Here is a 14099-nt window from a genome sequence, read left to right as displayed (position 1 = left end):
GGGGCAAACCCTACTAGGTCCCGGTCACGGAACGGCACCCTGTGGGAGCGCGCTGCGCACGAGCGGAGGCGTAGAGGCACACGGCGGCGGCCGTCGCGAGGTTGAGGCTTTCGGCTCTGCCGTGGATCGGAACGCGCACCACCTCGTCCGCGAGTGCGCGGGTAGCCTCCGGCAGGCCCCAGGCCTCGTTGCCGAAGATCCAGGCGGTGGGCGCGCCGAGGCTGTCGTCGTCCAGCTCCGCGTCCAGGTCGCGCTCCCCCGCCCCGTCCGCGGCCAGCACCCGCGCCCCGGCCTCCTTCAGGCCGCCGACGGCCTCCTCGACGGGTACGCCGGTGGCCACCGGGAGGTGGAAGAGCGAGCCCACGGAGGCGCGCACCGCCTTGGGGTTGTACGGGTCCACGGAGGCGTCCGTGAACACGACCGCGTCCGCCCCGGCGGCGTCCGCGCACCGCAGCACGGTCCCGGCGTTGCCGGGGTCGCGTACGTTCGCCAGGACCGCGACCAGCCGGGGGCGGGCCCGCAGGATCTCCTCGAACGGCGAGTCAAGGAAGCGGCAGAGACCCACGATGCCCTGCGGGGTGACCGTGTCGGACATCTCCGCGATCACGTCGTCGGACGCGGTGAGGACCGGGACGCGGGCGGCGCGGGCGGCCTCGACGATGCCGGTGTGCCGGGCGGCGGCGTCGGGTGTCGCGTACACCTCGACCAGGTGCGCGATCGCCTCGCGGACGGCCTGCGGGCCCTCCACGATGAACCGGCGCTCCTTGCCGCGGAAGCTGCGCTTGGCGAGCCGTCTGGCCGCGGTGACGCGCGGCGATCGCAGGGACGTCAGCTCGGGGGTCGCCATGGGCTGCGCGCTTTCTCGTGCGGTGTGGTGGTGGCGCGGCGTGGGTCGTCCCCCACCCCGCCCCTTCCCGAACCCGGGGGCAAGCCCCCGGACCCCCGGTCTCCCGGGCCCCGGGAACAACAGTCAACCGGCCGCCGCCGGGATGCCCCGGTTGTGGGCAGGCGTTCCGCAGGGCGGAACGGGTGGGCACAACCCGGCCACCGGGCCGCGCCCGGGAGCGAAACCCCCGGGGGCACCGGCGGACGCCGAACCGGCCACCGGGCCGCGCCCGGTAACGGAACCGGCGGCGGGGTGCCGACGTGGCGGGCCCGCAGGTGAGGAATCACCTGCGGGCCCGGTGGCGCGAGGGTCAGGCGGCCTTCGGCGCGTTGACGTCGCTCGGCAGCGCCTTCTGCGCCGCCTCGACCAGCGCGGCGAACGCGTTGGCGTCGTTGACCGCGAGGTCGGCGAGGATCTTGCGGTCCACCTCGATGTTGGCGGCCTTCAGACCCTGGATGAAGCGGTTGTACGTCATGCCGTTGGCGCGGGCAGCGGCGTTGATGCGCTGGATCCACAGCTGCCGGAAGTCGCCCTTGCGCTTCTTGCGGTCGTTGTAGTTGTAGACCAGAGAGTGGGTGACCTGCTCCTTGGCCTTGCGGTACAGGCGGGAGCGCTGGCCCCGGTAGCCGCTGGCCTGCTCGAGGATCGCCCGGCGCTTCTTGTGGGCGTTGACTGCCCGCTTGACGCGTGCCACTTGTTTAACTCCTTGTACGGGGCCGCAGGTGACTCACACGGCCCGGAAACGAATAGGTCCCGGTCGGCCTGACGCGCGCCCCGCCGGTTCGGCGGGGCGGGTGCGTCACTTGCCGAGAAGCTTCTTGATCTTCTTGGCGTCGGCCGGGGCCATCTCGACCTTGCCCTCCAGGCGGCGCGTCAGCGTGGACGGCTTGTGCTCGAGAAGGTGGCGGCGACCGGCGCGCTGGCGCATGACCTTGCCGGAGCCGGTGACCTTGAAACGCTTGCTGGCACCGCTGTGCGTCTTGTTCTTCGGCATGTCGCCGTTCACTCCTCGTCGGGGCGCTGTCCGGGCGGCCGGGGCGCGGCGGGTACCGCGATCCGGCGTACGGAAGCGTCATGTGTTTCGGTTGGTGTCCGGAACCGGCGGGGGTCCCGGGCGGGGTGGGCGGTCGAGGCTCGCGCCTCGCGGTCACGCCTCGGCGGGCTCCTCGGTGGGCACCTCGGCGGGCTCCTCCGCGTGGCCGCCGCCCTGGCGCTCGGCCTTGCGGGCGGCCTGCGCCTCACGGGCTTCGGCCATCGCCTCGGTCTTCTTCTTGTGCGGACCGAGAACCATGATCATGTTTCGGCCGTCCTGCTTGGGGTTGGACTCCACGAAGCCCAGGTCCTGGACGTCCTCGGCGAGCCGCTGCAACAGCCGGAAGCCGAGCTCCGGCCGGGACTGCTCACGGCCACGGAACATGATCGTGATCTTGACCTTGTCGCCCTGCTTGAGGAACCGGACGACGTGACCCTTCTTGGTGTCATAGTCGTGCGGGTCGATCTTCGGCCGGAGCTTCATCTCCTTGATGACCGTGTGCGCCTGGTTCTTGCGCGCTTCACGGGCCTTCATGGCCGACTCGTATTTGAACTTTCCGTAGTCCATGAGCTTGCAGACCGGCGGGCGAGCGTTCGCCGCCACCTCGACGAGGTCGAGGTCGTACTCCTGCGCAAGCTCCAGGGCCTTGGCAAGCGGCACAATGCCGACCTGCTCGCCACTGGGACCGACGAGTCGCACCTCGGGGACGCGAATCCGGTCGTTGATGCGGGGCTCGGCGCTGATGGATCCTCCTCGGTTGCACCACGCGACCGTCTGGCGGACTGCCGCGTAACGTCTGTTTTGAGACCACCGAGCCGAGAAGCACAAAACGCCCCGGGACGGTACACAGGCGGGGCTCCTCACTGACCGGGAGCACCGCCGCGATGTCACCGCGGGGCGCAGCCTGACCGATGACCTGTCAGCCGTAAGCCGAGAGGTGGGAGTGCGGAGCCTCCACTTGTGGGCCGGACACGCGAGTGACCGGCCGGTCGTTTACCTACGATACCAGGACCCGCGCGGGATGCTCACCGGGCGGTCGCGCGGGGGGCCGGACGATGGCCGTCGGGGCCCGTCGCCCATGTCACACGGCCGGTTCCCCCGACCGGTACGAGCGGCCGTTGGGCGGCGTCCTAGGGTGGAGCCCATCATCCACCAGGAAGCGAGCCTTCGACCACCATGAGCGACGCCAACAGCGGGCAGCCGGCCCCCGACTTCGACCGTATGACCCGTGACATCGCGGACGTCCCCGCGGTCGAGGTGATCACGACGGTCGCGGTGCACCTGATGAGCGCCGCGGCGGTGAACCTGGGGCTGGCCGAGGAGGGCCCGCAGCACAAGGACCTGGACGAGGCGCGCAAGCTGATCAACGCGCTCGCCGGTCTCATCACGGCGAGCGCCACCGAGATCAGCTCCTTCCACGCGGCCCCGCTGCGGGACGGCCTCAAGTCGCTGCAGCTCGCCTTCCGTGAGGCGTCGGCCGTCCCGGACGAGCCGGGCCAGGGGCCCGGCGAGAAGTTCACCGGCCCGGTCTTCTGACCGGGGCGGGGGCGGCGCATCCGATCGGAAGACCGGGTGTCACGCCGCCTCCGGTCCCTTCGTCTCGGGGCCGCCCGTCTCGGGGCGGTGCCCGCCGCGCATCCGCCCCCACGGGCCGGGCCGCGGCTGCGTGGCCTGCTCCTCCTCGGCCTGACCCGCCGGGTGGAGGTGCGTGAACCGGTGGGCGACGGCCGCGAGCACCCCGCCGACCATGGGGGCGACCAGGAACAGCCACAGCTGGGAGAGCGCGCCGCCGCCCGCGAACAGCGCCGGGCCCAGGCTGCGCGCCGGGTTCACGGAGGTCCAGGTCAGCGGGATGCCGACCAGGTTGACGGCGGCGAGCGCGAGTCCCACCGGCACCGGTTCGACATCGACCATCGCCCGTTTCCGGGTCACCGTGAGGAAGACGAAGACCAGCAGGAACGTCAGCAGGACCTCGGCGAGGAAGGCCCCGCCCGCGCCGATGCCCACCGGGGACCGGCCGCCGTAGCCGTTGCTGCCGAACGCGTCGTCCGTGCGCAGTCTCGGCACCTGCTTGGCGAGCAGATAGAGCACGGCGGCGCCGACGATCCCGCCGACCAGCTGCGCGATCCAGTACTCGACGGCCCTGCGGACGTCGATCCGCCCGGCCAGCAGCGTCCCCAGGGTGACCGCGGGGTTGATGTGGCAGCCCGAGATGCGGCCGAACGCGTAGGCGATCGCGATGAAGAGGAAGCCGAAGGCGAGCGAGATGCCGACGGCGTTGATGTAGTCGCCCGCCAGGACCAGGGAACCGACTCCGAAGAGGACCAGCAGCGCGGTTCCGGTGAACTCCGATACGACCGTTCTCGTCTCCATGGCGTTCTCCTCGCATAGCTCGGACCGCCAGTTGTCCTTATGCATTGTGGGACGTATCGGTGGATTTCGCCTGCCGGTGACCGTTCCGCCGCAGGTCAGCGGCGGTTTCCAGGGGTCGGGGTCAGCGGCGGGGGCCGGGATCAGCGGCGGGGGCCGGGATCAGCGGCGGGGGCCGGGGTCAGCGGCTGAAGAGGGGCTCCCCGGGCACGGTCGCGTCCGGCGGCAGCAGCGCCAGCGTCAGCCCGCGCACCAGCCTGGCCCGCAGGGTCTCATCGGCCGCCAGCGCGCCCGCCACCCGCTGCGCCGTCTCACGCGCCGGGGCGTGCGGGTCCAGGGCGAGGGCCAGCATGCCGTCGGCGTCCGCGGCCGGGGCCAGATGGGCGCGCACCACCTCCGGTTCGGCGGCCAGCACGGTACGCACCGCCTCGGCGACCGCGGGGTCGGCCAGCGGATCGGCGCTGGTCCGGCCCTCGGCGAGGGCGAGCAGGGCGGGCCCGGTGAGCTGGTACGGCACCGGCCCGGCGAGGTCCAGCACCAGGGTGTCCGCTTTCTCGTGCGCGGCCGCCTCCAGCGCCTGCCGCAGCGGTACGGCGACGGGCCGGGCGTCCGGGCGCCAGCGGGCCAGGGTCTCCAGGGAGGTGAACGCGGGCAGGGCGCGCCGGCCGCCGGGCGCATCCAGGGTGGGCACGGCCATGTCGCTCGTCTTCTCGCGGCGCAGCCCGCCCGCCCGTCGCCCACCACCACCCTCAGCGGACGCTTCGCGCGGCCCATTGGGCGGTCCTTCCTCCACCTCGCCGAGCAGAGCCACCACCGGGACGAGCAGGCGCGCCTCGGTCAGCGCGGCCAGCACCTCGGGTTCGGCGGTGCGGTCGTCGGCCCAGGCGGCGAGCGCCGCGGTCAGGCGGGCGTCGGCGGTGCCGTCGTCGTCGGAGAAGCCGGGGTCGGGAATGTTCTTGAGCGCCACTCCATGAGGGTATCGGGGCCGCCGTGAGGTCTCTCTCATGGGTTGTTCATCACCTTGTGCCCCGTCGCGCGGCGGGGCCGTCTAGCCTCCCCCTCCATGAGAACCGACACGTCAGGGGGGATGGACCGGGGCCGCGGCCCCGGTCACAGAACGCGCCGCCCGGCCGTGATCGCGACCGTGGCGGCGCTCGCGCTGGCCCTGCTGGGGTGCGGGGCGGCCACCAGTGCCACCAGTTCACCGACGAACGCCCGGCTGCGGCCGAGCGCCGGCCCGCGGTGCGCGGTGGGCGACATCCAGGGAGGCGGCGTGGGACGTGTGACCGGGGTCGGGGCGTCCTCGACGGCATCGGCGGCACCGCCCGCCGCATCGGCCCGTACGCTGCGCACGGCGCTGACGAACGCGCTGGCCCCGGTGACGCGCGCATGCGACGGGGAGTTCGCGGTGGCGCTCCTGGACACCCGGTCGGGGGCGAGCGCGACGTACGGCAACCGGCTGTACGACACGGCGAGCATCGTCAAGGTCGGCATCCTCGCGGCGCTGCTGCTCAAGGCGCAGGACGAGCGGCGCGGGCTGACCGCGAAGGAGCGCGACGCCGCCACCGTGATGATCGAGCACAGCGACAACGACGCGGCGACCGCGCTGTGGAAGGCGGTCGGCGGCGCGGACGGGTTCGACGCGGCGCAGCACCGGCTGGGGCTCACCCATACCCAGGGCGGCCGGGCCGGGCTGTGGGGGCTGACCCGGACCACCGCCGCCGACCAGCTGAAGCTGCTGCGCGCGGTGTTCGGGGACGGCTCGGCGCTGAGCGCGGACTCCCGGGCGTACATCCGGAATCTGATGGGACGGATCACCTCCGGCCAGGACTGGGGTGTCTCGGCCGCCGCCGACGCGGGCGCGGGCACGCGGCTGAAGAACGGCTGGCTGCCGCGCAGCACCACCGGGCTGTGGGACGTCAACAGCATCGGCCAGGTCACCGCGAGCGGGCGGACCTATCTGGTGGCGGTGCTGTCCGACGGCAGCAAGAACATGAACACCGGCGTGGCCCTGGTCGAGCAGGCCGCGCGGGCGGCCGTGGGGGCGGCCACCGCGCTGCGGGCGTGAGCGGGTTCAGTTCGGCGGTGGCGTACGGGGCGTGCGGGGCGTACGGGGCGTGGTCAGGCGCCGCAGGGCGCGCGGGGCGCGCAGCGGTCCCGAGCCGCGCCACAGGACGATCGCGGCGGCCACCAGGCCCGCCCCGGCGACGGCGGCGATCAGCGCCGTCTCGTTGACCCCGCCCTCGCCGCCGGAGGCCCGGGTCCGGCCGGGGCCGCTGCCGAAGTAGCGCCGCGACGACGACGCGGCGGCGGGCTGCTGGGGCTCGGGTTTCATGGTCGCCGCCGCCTTGAGGGCGGCCGCCGCGTCCACCACGCCCGCGCCCAGCTCGTCGCTGTGGCCGCCGGACGGGCGGTTCCGGGCGGTCCGCTCCAGCGCCTGCCGGACCTGGCGCGGGCTCAGGTCGGGGTGGGCGGAGCGGACGAGGGCGGCGGCGCCGGAGACGAAGGCGGCGGCCGCGCTGGTGCCCCAGCCCTCGTAGTAGCGCTTGTCGGGGTCGGCTATGACGACGTCGACGCCGGGCGCGGAGATGCCGGCGTACCAGCGGCGGGTGGAGAAGGCGGCGCGGTTGCCGTAGCGGTCGACGGCGGTCACCGCGATCACGCCGGGGTAGGCGGCCGGGTAGGAGACGCGGTCGCCCTTGTCGCCGCCGTTGCCCGCGGAGGCGACCACGACGGCGCCCTTGCCCAGCGCGTACTGCACGGCGGCGTCCTCGGCGGGTTCGGGGTGGGCGGAGGCGCTGTCGTCGCCCAGGGACAGGTTGATCACGTCGGCGCCGTGGTCGGCGGCCCAGCGGATGCCCTGGGCGAGCGCGCCGCCCCGGGAGCCGCGCGCCTTGGCGCGCTTCGGGTCGCCGTCCTCCAGGATCACCCGCACCGGCAGGATCTTGGCCTTGGGCGCGACGCCCAGCACGCCGTCGCCGCCATCGGCGCCATGTCCGCTGCCCGCGATGATGCCCGCCATCGCGGTGCCGTGCCGGGCCCAGGGGCGGTCGCCGCGCCGGGCGCCGAAGCCGATGAGGTCCTTGCCGGGCAGCACCTGCCCCGCGAGGTCGGGGTGCTGGTCGTCGACGCCGGTGTCCAGGACGGCGACGGTCGTCCCCGCGCCCTTGGTGGTCTGCCACGCCTGGCGGGTGTGGACGGCGTCGAGCGCCCACTCCTGGGCCTGGATGCCGTCGGCCTGTGCGGGGGTGACGGGCACCAGGGTCAGTCCGGCGGCGGCGAGGCCCACGGCGATGCGCCGCGCGGTCTTCATGAGGCGCTTCCCCGCTTCTCCGGCTCGTCCGGCGCCGCCGGGGCCTTGGACAGGGCGCGGCGGAAGGCGTCCTCGGTCGCGTCGGCGATGCCGCGGGCGTCGTTGCCGAGGCCGGACTGGGCGGGGGCGGAGGTCGCGCCGCGCCGGGTGGCCTCGTACGCCGACTGCGGGTCGGTGACCTCGCGGCCGTCGGCGAAGCCGGAGACGGCGTAGATGACGGCGGGGGCGTCGGTCAGGATCCGGATGCGCCAGCTCGCGCGCTGGTCGTCGCCGAAGCGGGCCGCGGCGGTGCCCTTCGCGGCGTACGGACGGGGCATCAGATCGGTGCGTTCGTCCAGCTTGTCCTCGGTGAAGCGCTGCCGCAGGGCCTTCATCCCGGCGGCGTCGGCCGAGGTGATCAGCAGGCCGACGGTGGTCACGCTGGTGCTGGTGGCGTCGGTGTAGGTGGCGCGCAGCAGCCGTTCGCAGCCCACCGGGGAGAGCGCCTTGGTGAGCAGCGGATCGAAACCGCCGCCGCAGCTGCTGTCGGGGGCGACCGCGATCCGGGTCCAGAGCCGGTCGGCGCCGCCGGGGCCGTCGCCCTCGCCGCGCAGGGTGCGGGGGAAGAGGTCGTCCGCCGGGACGCTGTGCCAGGCGGCGCGCGCCGTGGCGTAGTTGTCGGCGGCCGATGCCGTCGCGCCGGGGCTGTCGCCCAGCCAGCTGCCGGCCGCCGCGCCGCCGAGCAGTCCGAGGCCGAGGACGAGGGAGACGGCGGCGGCCACGGTGCGGCTGCGCGCGCGGTGGTGGCCGGTGCCGGCGCTCGGCGGGGCGGCCGGGCGCGGCGGGGCGCCGGGGTGGGGCGGCGGTACGCGCGGGCTGTCGGCGGTGAAGGCGCTGCGGCCGGTGTGCCGTACGCCGCGGGCGGCGCCCCGGGGGAAGGGGACCTTCGCCGGGACGCCGAGCACGGGGGTGTCCGGGTCGGGGACGAAGCCGGGCGGGCCGAAACCCGGCGGGCCGAAACCGGGCGGGGCGCTGGGTGGGGTGACGGTGCGCGGTGGGGGCGCGGACCGGGGCGTGGGCGCGGTGCGCGGGGGGTGCGCAGGGCGAGGTGGGGGCGTACGACGAGAAGAGTGCGCCTGTTCCGCGTCCGCGCTCACCGGCACCCCCTCGCGCCCATCGAGACCTGGTCCACGTCGCTCCGTCCGGTTCGCCGCGCCGCCCCACCGCCTTTCGGGCAGGCGGCCCGAATACGGACATCACGCCGCTGACCTGCCGGTCGTGGCGTGCGCGACACTCTACGGGGCGCCGGGCACCCTCCGCATCGGCTGCCCTCTACCCAGCGGTAATGGCGTTCTGGCAAGCTTCACGACATGTCCCCTTCCGCCGCTGACCGGGCCCGTTACGACCGGGCCACCGCCCATCTCGAGGCACCCATGGCGATTGTCGACCTGAGGGCCTTCGACGACAACGCACGCGATCTGGTACGCCGGGCGGGAGGCAAGCCGATCCGGGTGGCCAGCAAGTCGGTGCGGTGCCGGGCTCTGCTGGAACGGGCCCTGGCGCGGGACGGCTTCGCGGGCATCATGAGCTTCACGCTCGCGGAGTCCCTGTGGCTGGCCCGCGAGGGCTTCGACGACGTCCTGCTCGCCTACCCGTCCACCGACCGGAACGGCTACGCCACCCTGACCGGCGACCCCAAGCTCGCCGCCGCCGTGACCGTGATGGTGGACGACATCGGCCAGCTCGACCTGATCGACAGTGTGCGCGCCGGGACCGAAGAGGTCCGGGTCTGCCTGGAATTGGACACCTCGCTGCGGATGCTGGGCGGCCGGATCCGCGTCGGCGCCCTGCGCTCCCCGCTGCGCACCCCCGAGCAGCTGGCTGATCTGGCGCGGGCGATCGAGCGCCGCCCCGGCTTCCGGGTGGTCGGGCTGATGGGCTACGAGGGCCATGTCGCGGGGGTGGGGGACGCGGTGACCGGCCGTCCGCTGCGCTCCCGCGCGATCCGGTTGATGCAGAGCACGGCGCGCCAGGAGCTGGCGGCCCGCCGGGCGGCGGCGGTCCGGGCGGTACGGGCGGTGGCGGACCTCGAATTCGTCAACGGCGGCGGCACGGGCAGCGTGCAGCACACCGCCGCCGAGGACGCGGTGACCGAGATCGCCGCCGGGTCCGGGCTCTACCAGCCGCGGCTGTTCGACAACTACACGTCCTTCCGCGGCCGCCCGGCCGCCCTCTTCGCCCAGCCGGTGGTGCGCCGGCCGGGCGTGGGCGTGGTGACCGTGCTGGGCGGCGGGTATCCGGCGTCCGGGGCGGCGGGCCGGGACCGGCTGCCGGTGCCGTATCTGCCGGAGGGGCTGCGTTACGACCCGCAGGAGGGCCCGGGCGAGGTGCAGACCCCGCTGCTGGGCACGGCCGCCGACGATCTGCTGATCGGCGACAAGGTGTGGTTCCGGCACGCCAAGGCCGGTGAGCTGTGCGAGCGGTTCGCGACGCTCCATCTGGTCGAGGACGACCGGGTGGTGGACTCCGTGCCGACGTACCGGGGCGAGGGCCACACCTTCCTGTAGGGGTGCGGGGCGGTCCTATGGTGCGGGCGGTCCTATATGGACCGGCCGTCGCCCGCCAGGGCCTCGATGCCGTCCACGATCTTGTCCATGTCGCCGAGCGGCGGCGCCTTGTCGCTCACGTCGAAGCCGAAGCGCACCAGGACCATGGTGTCGGGGACGGTGGGCGACGGGAAGGCGAGGGACTGGACGTATCCGTCGTCGCCCTTCTTCGTCATCACCTTCCAGCGCACCAGATAGCCCTTCTCCCCCGCGACGTCGACGGCCTCCTCCTTGATCCGCTTGTGCGAGTCGATCCCGCCGTACGCCTTGCGGTCGGTGTCCTCGTCCGTGCCGTAGGACTCCTCGGCGTTCTTGGCTATGTCCTCCTCGGCGATGCCCTTGGCGGTGTCCGCCTTGAAGCCGCTGGCGGTCCCGGAGAAGGCGCCGCCGCGCACGCAGTCGGTGGAGGGGTCGCCCGGGCACGGGTAGCGCGAGGTGGTCACGCCCGCGCCGCCGGAGCTGCTGCGGCCCGCCTGCCAGCCCGTCAGCACGGGCAGGCTGATGCCGCTCGCGGTGTCCGGGGCGATGCTCGGATCGTCGGTGGGCGGCGCGCTGGGGCCGTCGGTGGGCGGGCCGGACGGGGCGTCCGAGGGGGCGTCGCCGCCGCCTCCGGGCGGGGCGGGGGCGGTGGGCAGCGGGTTCGCCCGGTCGCCCTCGCCGCTGTCCCCGCTGTCGCCCAGCAGCACGATGCCGCCGATGATCGCGGCGACCACGGCCCCCACCGACAGCGCGAGCACCGCGACCCGGGGACCGCGCCCGAGCCCCCGCCCGCCGTCCGGGCCGGGCGGATAGCCGGGCGCGGGCGGCGGGCCGAAGGGCGAGTCCGCCGGGGCGGTGGCGTCGCGCGTGTACTCGGTCCAGGTGGACCCGTCCCACCACCGATGCAGGGCGGGGCCGTGACCTGTGTAACCGGGATCGGGATACCAGCCCGGGGGCGTGTTCATGCTCACGCCGTCACCTTATGGCCACGGGTCGGCTCCGTGCACCGGATACCGCCGGACGCGACAGGTCCTCACCTCACCCCGGGGAAGAGGGGCCGTACGACCGTCGGCCGCACCGGCGAAGGGAGGCGAGTGACGGCGGTACGGAGGTCACGGCGGAGGTCTCCGCGGAGGTCACGGCGGAGGTCTCCGCGGAGGTCACGGCGGAGGTCTCCGCGGAGGTCACGACGGACAGAGCGCGTCGATCCGAGATCGAGAGCTTCCGGTACACCCTGCTCAGGTGCATCTCCACCGTGCGGCGCGTCACGTACAGCCGTTTCGCGATCTCCCTGTTGGTCAGCCCCTGGGCGGCGAGCAGCGCGGTCCGGCGTTCGGCCGGGGTCAGGGACGCCGGCCCGATCTCGGTACCGCGACGCGGCTTCGCGCCGGCCTCCGCCAGGTCCTGCCCCAAATTGCCCACGAGCCCGCCCGCCCCGCACTTCTGGGCAAGCCTCAGGGCCGCCCGCAGCTCGGCCCGGGCCTGCCGAGCCTTGCCGGTCCGCAGGAGTTCGCGACCGAGGTCACGCACAGCGCGCGCCTCTTCGAGCGGGGCGCCGGCCTCCCGGAGCACTCCGACCGCCTCTTCCAGGAGGGCGGTCCGCTGGTCGCCACGGGCCAGCAGGCCGAGTGCGCGCAGGGCGACGCCGATGGACGTCGGCGCCCCCCACTCGCGGGCGAGGTCGAGTTCCTCGCGCGCCAGCCGGTTCGCGGCGGCGGGGTCGCCGAGGCATGCGTGGGCGAGGGCGGCCTCGGAGCGCCAGGGAAACACCGCGGGGTTCAGGCAGCCCCGCTGGGACAGTTGCCGGCCGCACTCCTCCAGGTCGGCCAGCCCCGCGGCGGTCCACCCGACTTCGATCTGCAGTCTCCCCCGGTGGAACAGCAGCGTGGGAATCAGCACGTCCGGGGTGGTGCTCACGGTCCGGTCATCGACGAGCAGCTCCTGGGCCTGGCCGACATCACCCGATTCGAGGAGTATGCCTCCCAGCCAGCAGCGGGCCTGCGCGGAACCCAGCCACGCACGGCCACGGCCGTACGCCAGGGCATCGCGCGCCTCCGCCGCGGCCTCCTCGATGCGGCCCGCCCGGAAGGCGCACTCGGCCAGCACCGACCGTGCCAGCGCGGCCATGGCCTTGGAGCCCGCGGCGGTCGCCTGGGCCACGATCACCCGGCACTTCTCCACCGCCTCCGTCTGTTCACCCCCGTAGAAGAGGGCGAGGACGAGCCACAGGCGCGGCAGAACGTGGACGTGAGCCTGGGCGCTCTGGCCGAGCCCCAGACGTGCCCAGCGCACGGCCTCGGTGCGCCCTCTGCCACACCACTGAGCGCTCAGGGCCGACCGGGCCGCCTCAAGGCGTGTCACCCAGGGGATGGTGGCATCGGTGCTCACCTCCGGGGACACCGGCTGCGCTCCTCCTCCGCCGTGCATGAGGGCCAGGACCCCGGACACGGCGCCGATGGCCCGGCGCGACTCCACGTCGGCGTCACCGTGCTCGAACTCCGTCAGGGCGCCCTCCGCGACGCGCGATGCCTCGGCGATGTCGCCGGTCAGCACGATGGCCTGGAGGAGATCGAGGAGTACCAGGACGCGTGCCTCGCCTGTCCCCTCAAGGAGCCGCAGGCTGCTGCGGAGCGAGGCGATGGCCGCGGCAGGGTCGTCGATGAGGACGACGTGGCCCAGCCGCCTCAGCAGTACGGCTTGCTCCGCCGGCCCGCACTCGTCCAGGGCACGTTCCAGGCAGGTCCTGGCCGTCTTCAGGTCGCCGTCGGCCAGGGCGGAGTCGGCCGCACCGATGAGGAGCTGACAGGCCCAGGGTTCGCCGATCGGCGCGGCGACGACCAGATGCGCGATGACTTCGCCGCAGGGCGCGGCCTCCGCGTGCAGCGCCTTGGCGGTCTCCGCGTGCAGCCGCGCCCGCTCACTGGGTGGCATGGCCACCAGGAAAGAAGCCCGGATCATGGGCTGGCTGAAGCCGACGCCCGCCGCGGTCTTCACCAGAATGCCGCGGCGGAGGAACGTGTACAGCATGTCGTCGACCTCCTCGGCAGTGAGGCCGACGAGCGGGGCCACGACGACGCAGTGCCTGACCGGACTCATGACGGCGACGACCTCGAGGACCCGGCCGACACCGGGGAACCACGGCTCGAGACGGGCGGCGAGCGTCTCCGCCACCTCCACCGAACCGATGTCGGCGACGCGCTCGGCGGAGAGCTCGGCCAGGCCGGTGTTGCTGCGCCGCAGCTCGCGCTGGAGCGACTGCACGAGCAGGGGATTCCCACCGGTGGCCTCGTGACAGGCCCGGGCGATGTCCGTGCTCACCGGCTCGCGGAAGGTACGGGCGAGGAGATAGCCGATGCAGTCGGCGTTGAGCCCCTGTAGCAGGAAGCGCTGATGGAAACCGGAAACGGCGTCGGCCAGCGTGGCCGCGCCCGAAGACCGCTGCTCGGCGTCCCTGAGGTGCGCGTAGTCACGCCCCAGAGCGCAGAGCAGCACGATGGGAAGCCCTTCGAGCCGTGCCATGAGGTGGCCGAGCCAGTGGAGCGAGTCGGGGTCGGTCCACTGCAGGTCGTCCACGCACACCAGCAGCGGCGCCCGATCGGCGAGGGCCACGATCAGCCGGTGCGTGTCGACGGCCGCCCCGGCGGTGGCGGGATCGGGCAGGCCGGAGCCAGGTCCGCCGAGGAGCGAGAGAAGCTGGTCGCGCACGTGGTGCAGTACGCCGCCCGGCAGCGCACGTTCGGGCTGCCGAGCGCGGGCGGAGATCACCTCGAAGTCTTTGTCACGTGCGAGTCTTAAAGCGGTGCGCAGCATGTGTGACTTGCCGGTGCCGATGTCTCCTTCCAGCAGAAGGCTGACTCCCATCCCGGAAGCCGCCGAAGCCAGGGCACCTTCCAGGGCTGACACTTCGCATTCTCGGCCCAGCAAAGCAATCCC

General features: G+C 73.8%; 14 protein-coding genes. 3 read left to right on the top strand and 11 right to left on the bottom strand.

Annotation, left to right across the window (positions count from 1 at the left end; all coding sequences use genetic code 11):
- Positions 1-13: 13 nt before the first annotated feature.
- The 4 genes from ACFZCY_RS21110 to infC all read right to left on the bottom strand — a co-directional run bounded on the left by ACFZCY_RS21110 (position 14) and on the right by infC (position 2663).
- Positions 14-847, bottom strand: a complete 834-nt coding sequence (locus tag ACFZCY_RS21110; protein ID WP_361479151.1) for an RNA methyltransferase — start codon at positions 845-847, stop codon at positions 14-16.
- A gap of 349 nt (positions 848-1196) precedes the next feature.
- Positions 1197-1580: a 50S ribosomal protein L20 gene (gene rplT, locus ACFZCY_RS21105; RefSeq protein ID WP_009713826.1), complete on the bottom strand. Its 384-nt coding sequence runs from the start codon at positions 1578-1580 to the stop codon at positions 1197-1199.
- Positions 1581-1685: 105 nt separating this feature from the next.
- Entirely contained in the window at positions 1686-1880 is a 195-nt protein-coding gene (rpmI, locus tag ACFZCY_RS21100; protein WP_361479148.1) for a 50S ribosomal protein L35, read from the bottom strand.
- Between the two features lie 153 nt (positions 1881-2033).
- Positions 2034-2663 (bottom strand): translation initiation factor IF-3, encoded by a 630-nt coding sequence (gene infC, locus ACFZCY_RS21095; protein WP_361479362.1) that lies wholly within the window; start codon positions 2661-2663, stop codon positions 2034-2036.
- A gap of 432 nt (positions 2664-3095) precedes the next feature.
- On the opposite strand from infC, the gene ACFZCY_RS21090 reads away from it, so the two are divergent.
- Positions 3096-3455, top strand: a complete 360-nt coding sequence (locus ACFZCY_RS21090; RefSeq protein ID WP_055557455.1) for a DUF1844 domain-containing protein — start codon at positions 3096-3098, stop codon at positions 3453-3455.
- A 39-nt stretch (positions 3456-3494) separates the two neighbouring features.
- Here ACFZCY_RS21090 and ACFZCY_RS21085 read toward each other — a convergent pair whose 3' ends face one another.
- The 3 genes from ACFZCY_RS21085 to ACFZCY_RS21075 form a co-directional block, all read right to left on the bottom strand.
- On the bottom strand, positions 3495-4292 hold the full coding sequence (locus ACFZCY_RS21085) for an MIP family channel protein (protein WP_391175136.1): 798 nt from the start codon (positions 4290-4292) through the stop codon (positions 3495-3497).
- A 178-nt stretch (positions 4293-4470) separates the two neighbouring features.
- Positions 4471-5256 (bottom strand): SseB family protein, encoded by a 786-nt coding sequence (locus ACFZCY_RS21080; protein WP_391175133.1) that lies wholly within the window; start codon positions 5254-5256, stop codon positions 4471-4473.
- Positions 5257-5399: 143 nt separating this feature from the next.
- Positions 5400-5549, bottom strand: coding sequence for a hypothetical protein (locus tag ACFZCY_RS21075; protein WP_391175130.1), 150 nt, complete (start codon positions 5547-5549; stop codon positions 5400-5402).
- Between the two features lie 13 nt (positions 5550-5562).
- On the opposite strand from ACFZCY_RS21075, the gene ACFZCY_RS21070 reads away from it, so the two are divergent.
- Positions 5563-6357, top strand: a complete 795-nt coding sequence (locus ACFZCY_RS21070) for a serine hydrolase (RefSeq protein ID WP_391175128.1) — start codon at positions 5563-5565, stop codon at positions 6355-6357.
- A gap of 6 nt (positions 6358-6363) precedes the next feature.
- On the opposite strand, the gene mycP is transcribed toward ACFZCY_RS21070, so the two are convergent.
- Together mycP and ACFZCY_RS21060 are read right to left on the bottom strand one after the other, a co-directional pair.
- Positions 6364-7602, bottom strand: a complete 1239-nt coding sequence (mycP, locus tag ACFZCY_RS21065; protein ID WP_391175125.1) for a type VII secretion-associated serine protease mycosin — start codon at positions 7600-7602, stop codon at positions 6364-6366.
- Positions 7599-8738 (bottom strand): hypothetical protein, encoded by a 1140-nt coding sequence (locus ACFZCY_RS21060; RefSeq protein WP_391175122.1) that lies wholly within the window; start codon positions 8736-8738, stop codon positions 7599-7601. Before ACFZCY_RS21060 ends, mycP begins: the two co-directional genes overlap by 4 nt.
- Positions 8739-8951: 213 nt before the next feature.
- Here ACFZCY_RS21060 and ACFZCY_RS21055 point away from each other — a divergent pair, with 213 nt between their 5' ends.
- The gene (locus ACFZCY_RS21055) at positions 8952-10148 is read left to right on the top strand and encodes an alanine racemase (protein WP_391175119.1); all 1197 of its coding nucleotides are present in this window, start codon (positions 8952-8954) and stop codon (positions 10146-10148) included.
- Between the two features lie 32 nt (positions 10149-10180).
- Here ACFZCY_RS21055 and ACFZCY_RS21050 read toward each other — a convergent pair whose 3' ends face one another.
- Complete coding sequence (locus ACFZCY_RS21050; RefSeq protein WP_391175117.1) at positions 10181-11131, bottom strand: DUF2510 domain-containing protein; 951 nt, start codon at positions 11129-11131, stop codon at positions 10181-10183.
- A gap of 73 nt (positions 11132-11204) precedes the next feature.
- Positions 11205-14090: a BREX system ATP-binding domain-containing protein gene (locus ACFZCY_RS21045; protein ID WP_391175114.1), complete on the bottom strand. Its 2886-nt coding sequence runs from the start codon at positions 14088-14090 to the stop codon at positions 11205-11207.
- Between the last annotated feature and the right edge of the window lie 9 nt (positions 14091-14099).

The organism is Streptomyces sp. NPDC007983, assembly GCF_042958345.1.
In the GTDB taxonomy this organism is placed as follows: domain Bacteria; phylum Actinomycetota; class Actinomycetes; order Streptomycetales; family Streptomycetaceae; genus Streptomyces.
The sequence above is the reverse complement of the archived record's forward strand: the minus strand, read 5'-3'. Positions and strand labels throughout refer to the sequence as shown.

Bases quoted from the DNA above. Each gene is read 5' to 3' on its own strand.
- ACFZCY_RS21110 (WP_361479151.1), bottom strand. From the start codon at position 847: ATGGCGACCCCCGAGCTGACGTCCCTGCGATCGCCGCGCGTCACCGCG.
- mycP (WP_391175125.1), bottom strand. From the start codon at position 7,602: ATGAAGACCGCGCGGCGCATCGCCGTGGGCCTCGCCGCCGCCGGACTG.
- ACFZCY_RS21090 (WP_055557455.1), top strand. From the start codon at position 3,096: ATGAGCGACGCCAACAGCGGGCAGCCGGCCCCCGACTTCGACCGTATG.
- ACFZCY_RS21050 (WP_391175117.1), bottom strand. From the start codon at position 11,131: ATGAACACGCCCCCGGGCTGGTATCCCGATCCCGGTTACACAGGTCAC.
- ACFZCY_RS21055 (WP_391175119.1), top strand. From the start codon at position 8,952: ATGTCCCCTTCCGCCGCTGACCGGGCCCGTTACGACCGGGCCACCGCC.
- ACFZCY_RS21085 (WP_391175136.1), bottom strand. From the start codon at position 4,292: ATGGAGACGAGAACGGTCGTATCGGAGTTCACCGGAACCGCGCTGCTG.
- rpmI (WP_361479148.1), bottom strand. From the start codon at position 1,880: ATGCCGAAGAACAAGACGCACAGCGGTGCCAGCAAGCGTTTCAAGGTC.
- ACFZCY_RS21075 (WP_391175130.1), bottom strand. From the start codon at position 5,549: ATGTCGCCCACCGCGCACCGCGGGCCGGCGCTCGGCCGCAGCCGGGCG.